Source organism: Candidatus Thermoplasmatota archaeon (assembly GCA_030018475.1).
Taxonomy (GTDB): Archaea; Thermoplasmatota; JASEFT01; order JASEFT01; family JASEFT01; genus JASEFT01.
Window position 1 is genome coordinate 4150 of record JASEFT010000061.1, and the last position, 3827, is coordinate 7976.

The 3827-nt window shown below is 38.6% G+C and carries 1 protein-coding gene; it reads right to left on the reverse strand.

Annotated features, from left to right (window positions below; translation table 11 throughout):
• A partial coding sequence (locus QMD21_06885; protein MDI6856484.1) for a fibronectin type III domain-containing protein occupies positions 1 to 3729 on the reverse strand: 3729 nt, incomplete at its 3' end.
• Between the last annotated feature and the right edge of the window lie 98 nt (positions 3730 to 3827).

Below are 3827 nucleotides of genomic sequence, written 5' to 3' on the forward strand. Positions count from 1 at the left end.
ATTGTAAATTTTATTTTCTGTAACAATGCAGGAAGAATCCTCAGTTTCTATACCTATTGAGCAAGTATAGAAGGTATTATTGTAAATACGAGTTTTCGAATTTAAAAACCTTGCCCAAGCCCCTGTAGAGACACTCACAAAATGGTTATTAGTAACTTCAAGTTCAGAGTTCTCAATACGCGCTCCTAGCGTGGATGCGGAGATTTCGTTATACATTATTTTACCTGTGACATACGTGGGTACGATACACTCGCCGCAGTTTGAAAATGTATTGTTTTCAATAGCTATTCTTGCATAATTCGCAGCTGTTCCTGAAACAAGCACAACAGTTCCTGGTATTTCCTTAAATTCGCTGTCTCTTAAATTTAGCCCTTTTCCAGCTGATGTGGACTGGTAGTTAATACCTGCAGCGCATTCTCCAAAAACACTTTCAGTAATATCTACATTGGCGTCGTACACCTTAATGCCAGTACCAGGAATATCAAATATACTAGTAGAAGATATACTTACTGTACTCTCGCTAACTTGCTCTGACTCTATACCGTCAAAGGTGTTGGCTATTTTAGAATATTGAATATTTAGAGTAGCGCCTATACCTAGCCACACACCGTCATCGCCAGCTAAAATATTCACATTTGAAAGATTCAAAGTCGCACCCCCCGATGCTTCGCAAGCAGCCCCCATATCATTGTAGCTGCCCCCGTATAGATCAGAATTTCTAACTTCTGCTGAAGCTGCTTTTCCAATAACAACCAAAGCCCATAGAGACTTCAGAGTAGTATTGTAAATCTGCATTTGACAGTAGTATCCAAGCAGACCCAACAAGGTATCGCCTATAAACGAGTCCGACACATGAAGAGTTGAACTCCCCGCATATATCTGATATCCGAATCCTGGACCTTCTACACCACCGTGCTCTGCAAATGTGCAGTTTGAGATAGTGACATTAGAATAGATGAAGAAAGTTTGAATAAAAGTGAGGAACCATTGCGTGCCTTCCATACCATCAAAATAATTATATTGCAGCGTTATTTGGTAGCCACCGAGCGTAACAAGCGAGCATAAGTTGTTAGTGTAGTTGTTATTTACAAATCCAGCAACTACATTTACCTTTTCTAAAGTATCTAGCAATTTAGAAATAACAGGGGGCAGTGCTATTTTAAACTCTCTGCTAAGCGTTCTAAGTCCAACTGTGATTACATCAGGTATTTCTGCAGTACCGAGCGCTACAGTAGCGAAATAGTTATGAGTGAAATTATTGCCTGTGAAGTTAGCTTCTGCAAATAACCACATTATTCCAATACAGTACTCAGAAATATTATTGTACTGCACTGTCAAAGGACTGTTACCGCATATCAAAAAGTAGTTGATTGTGCCTTCATAATGAGAAGGTACTGGCGGATAACTAACGCTACCTAAATGCCCCTCCCAAGGTGTAAATGTTATATTGTTGCCCTTAAGAGTAATCGCTGGGCCGAAACTAAAAATACCTTGAAGATTTCCATAAAATTTGTTGCTAGTAATGTTTAAGAAAGTCGATATTGGCGAGTACCCGTAGCCGCTAATCATAGAATAATGGATAGGCATGCCGAGCTTAGAGGCTTCTATATCCAACACAGGCGCAAGACCTGAAACTCTCTCTTTTATAGGTATCCTTTCTGTATAACCTGTAAAGTTCAGATGACCTGCAAAGTTCAGATTGTAGAACGATTCATTAGCAGAAAAGGGATAGCCGTTGTCGGTAAAGTTTGAGCTGTCGATTGTTATATTAGAGAGCTCGTAATGAATAGTGCTCGTTAGCCCCTCAAGCAGCGTTGAGATTGGGTTGCCGGGCGCTACGTAATTCCATATATCAGCTTTATCAAAATCTATTCCGTTATTACTATAGAAACTGCAATTCGCGATGTTGAGTGTACTGCCCTTGCAGTAAATAGTTGAAATTAAAGGATCGCTGATATTTATCAATTTTAGCTCTAAGTACGTGTTATTTGCAAATTTGCATTGCTTAAATTCTGCATAAGAATCTTCTAAATGAACTGTACTGTGGAAGTTACTAGCCTCAAAGTCAGTATTGTTTATGTGAGTATTGTTGATAAATATTGTAGAAATAGCTTTTAAAGAAGAGTTCCTTGCAGCAATTGCATATTTGTTAAAGGTAAATATTGAACGATAAATTACGCCTGAGACGTTGTGAGGATAGTCCAAGGGCGTATTGTTATAAATCGTCCCATAGAAATTGTTTATAAACAGACAACCTTCTAATCCAACCCTCGCGTTATCTGAATAGAGTCCTATGCCATTGTTAGTAAAATTATTGACTATCAAATTAATAGGCCATTGTTCTGTAATGTCTATTCTTGGCTTGATAACTATACCGTATCGATTATGGCTTATTATGTTATTTCTAATACCTGGTGACGCTTGCATTGGAAGAGATGGACGTATAAAAACGCCCCAGTTTTGAGTTATGATTGAATTCTCAATAAAAACATCGCTCGACCTTATCTCTATGCCGAGCTCTACATCTACCTCAGCATCTATCTGAACAGCGCTTAACTTTATATTCTTAATATCTTCTGGCTTGCTGCCGCAGTGACGCATGCTACTATAGAGCATCCAAAACCTTGCGTTTCTGTAAGCAACAAAAAGATAAGGATGCCATCGCTCTGTTCCGTCTGGCATTATAGCTACATTTGTTGAGATATTTGAGTATTCTAATAAAAACTTCCCGCCTTCTAGATAGCCTACAAGCCCTCCAGGCGCAACTTCAATACGATATTCCCAATCTTCAAAGCAATCCATAACAAACAAAACTTTATTGAATTTAAGTTCTGCATTATTAACAACTCGTAAGTTGCCTTTCATCAATACTTCTGTATATGTTACAGTTCTGGAATCGATGAAATACAGTGTTTTATTTACAGGGTCCCATTGCACGCCAGCCCCTGTAATACTATCAGGCCAAGCCTCATATTTCAATGTTCTAATACTAATACAAGTTGAGAGCCCGGATGAAAGCCCAACATTATCGTAAGCTTTAACTGCAAAATAGTATATTTTATCTGGCTCTAAATTCTTAAATATACAAGATTCGTAGCCCCCAGGGTAAGCAACTGCTGAGTAATTAATACGCCAGTACTGAGGTATATCATCCCAGTTAGTCTCATTTATAGGGTTATCGTAGCATCTCGCATGATAATAGCTAGCTTTCCCGATATCCCCGTCATCGCCGGAAGCACTCCACTTCAATTTTATTTCGCGAGCTCTTGGATAGCCTTCTACTGCAATACTGTCATGTGCAGGTAGTTCTGGTTTGGGTTTGCTCGGCGGCGTAGAATCTATTTCGAACTCCCCGCTTAAGTTATAGGCTTCTTCTGAAGTTGTGTTAACATCTATTTTTATTCTGACAGTTAGATTGGTGAGTAGAGGCGTTATCCAGTTATATTGTTGTGCTCCTTCTACACTTGTATTACAATAGTTTATAAAAATGAAAGTTTGATTTACAGTATAGTAAAGTTTGACTGTATAGTCAGGTGCTCCGCCTATTATCGCATACTTTATACTACAAGGGGCATTGCCTTGAAAAACTTCTCCTGAAGAAGGCGAAGTTATAGTTACATTAAGCGCTTGCCTAATATCGCTCTTTGTGTTGTTCATAGAAATTGCAACTCCTGCAATAACTAAAACCGCAATAATACTGAGCGCTAAGCCTAAAGAGTGCAATCTCATAACGTTCGATAATAGATTTTTGTGTATAAATAGTTAATCGAAATGTAAAGTAAAGCAACATTTGCAACGTTTTTATAAGCTGAGGGGGCGCTTCACCC